Below are 1,907 nucleotides of genomic sequence, written 5' to 3' on the forward strand. Positions count from 1 at the left end.
GTTATAACCATAGAAAATGGGAGATTTTCTATAGTTGTTTTACATTTTCATTTTTATAAAATTTAATTTTACTTTGTAAATAATTTTTAATATACATCAGTTATAATAATAGATATAAGGGTATTTAATAAGGAGTTGAAGGGTAATGAAATTTGAATTGAATACGATTCATAATGAAAATTCTTTAGAAAATATAGAGAAACAAAAACAAAGTTTAACAAACATAATTGCAGTATGGAATCGTGATTATATAAATGAAGCTGAATTTAAAAAGGAAAATAACGAAAGAGAAGATGCTTATACATACGAGGGATTTTCAGACGAAGAGATACTGTACTATTACTTGAATCGACAAACACATTTTGACCAGGAGAAACGTATAAAAGATGAATCAAGAATTCTATACGCTCGTGATCTGAGTCAGTTTTACTTCTTTATCAAACAAAGTACAGAATTTCTACAGCAAGATGTAAAAGACTATAAAGTTGGCCAAGTCTGGAGGAATCTAAGAAAGCGCCATATCCGTAACTATCAAAAATGGTTATCCCAGGACGCAATCTCCTATCAATCAAAAGAAAATTACAAGGCATCTACGATTAGTCGGAAGCTTGGTGTAATCCGTTCTTATTTGAAATGGCTATACGAAATCCAATATATCCAGGAGCCTCTTCATGTAGAGATTCTAAGCACGGCGGTGAATAAACAACATAAACCAAAGCGTGAGTTATCATATGAGGAAGTGAAGCAGTTGCTTCATTACTATAAGGATAATGAAATTAATTATGCTTTATTATCGGTCCTAGCTACTACGGGATTACGTGTTGCAGAAGTGGCCCATGCAAAGTGGGAAGATCTTGAGTATGATGTTATACGCGGACGTTACTATTTAACAGTAGATACAAAGCGAGATAATGAACGGATTGTTTCTATTAATAAAGAGATTTTTAATCGCATCGTTGCATTTCGAATACGTAGAAGATTGCCTGTAGATATCGGAAATGTAAATGGCGGGACCATATTTCAAACCAAGAACCATACTGCTTATAGAGATAATTATTTATCACAATATATTTCTAAAATCATAAAGGCTACTGAGTTACCCTTTACAGAAAATATTAGAATTACTCCCCACTTCTTCAGACATTTTTATGTACAGTACTTGTATGACTACAAAGGATTACCACCTCATGTCATCGCAGCTGCAGTAGGTCATAAAAATGACCGGACAACAAAAGAAAACTACTTAAAACAAAGATTAACGAAAGATAACGATGCCGGGAATCTAATTTTGGAAGATGAATTTTAATTTTAACGGCTCTATATTAGTATTACAGGACTTCAATACCGGTGTGTTTAGTTATGTAATTTTTATATAACTAAAATTGATTATCCGACCATTAATTTATGTTTATTATTACAAGTATTCATTAGTTCTTCGCCAAGATTCCCTAAAAATTGTCGTATCTATGGGGATCTTGTAGAGCCTTGCTATAATGTAATGGTAACTATATCTTACTTGGGTGTTTTTTCCTAAAGACTTTATCATAATAAAAGGAGCTAGATTCTATATCTTAGCTCCCTGATTTGCAAGTTATTTAATTATAAAGGCTACGATTGCTAAAACGATACACACAATCCCACTTAATAATTGTCCTATTCCAGAACTCTGTCCATTAATTAACAAGTTGAAAAGATTTTTTCTTGTTTGAGTTTTGCCTACGAATGCATCATACTTCTTCATTTTATATACACCCGATAAAATTAATGCTAAACCAATAACGATAAGTACTATTTTTAAAACCACTATATTTACCTCCACTTATTATGTATATGTTGAATTTTCCTCAATCATTTTTTAGTTGTTGTTATAATCGTGGACAATACTCGCCTACAATTTCTAAAAAATC

2 protein-coding genes are annotated in these 1,907 nt (G+C 31.6%); one reads left to right on the forward strand and one right to left on the reverse strand.

Translation table 11 applies throughout. The annotated features are described in order from the left end of the window. The first annotated feature begins 145 nt into the window (after positions 1-145). On the forward strand, positions 146-1,306 hold the full coding sequence (locus tag AB3X48_RS21670) for a tyrosine-type recombinase/integrase (protein WP_367959930.1): 1,161 nt from the start codon (positions 146-148) through the stop codon (positions 1,304-1,306). Positions 1,307-1,591: 285 nt separating this feature from the next. Here the strand turns inward: AB3X48_RS21670 and AB3X48_RS21675 are convergent, their stop codons facing one another. After that, a complete protein-coding gene (locus AB3X48_RS21675) occupies positions 1,592-1,804 on the reverse strand; it encodes a hypothetical protein (RefSeq protein ID WP_002114555.1) in 213 nt (70 codons plus the stop codon). Positions 1,805-1,907: the final 103 nt, after the last annotated feature.

This window comes from Bacillus sp. S4 (assembly GCF_040838205.1).
GTDB classification, from domain to species: Bacteria; Bacillota; Bacilli; order Bacillales; family Bacillaceae_G; genus Bacillus_A; species Bacillus_A cereus_U.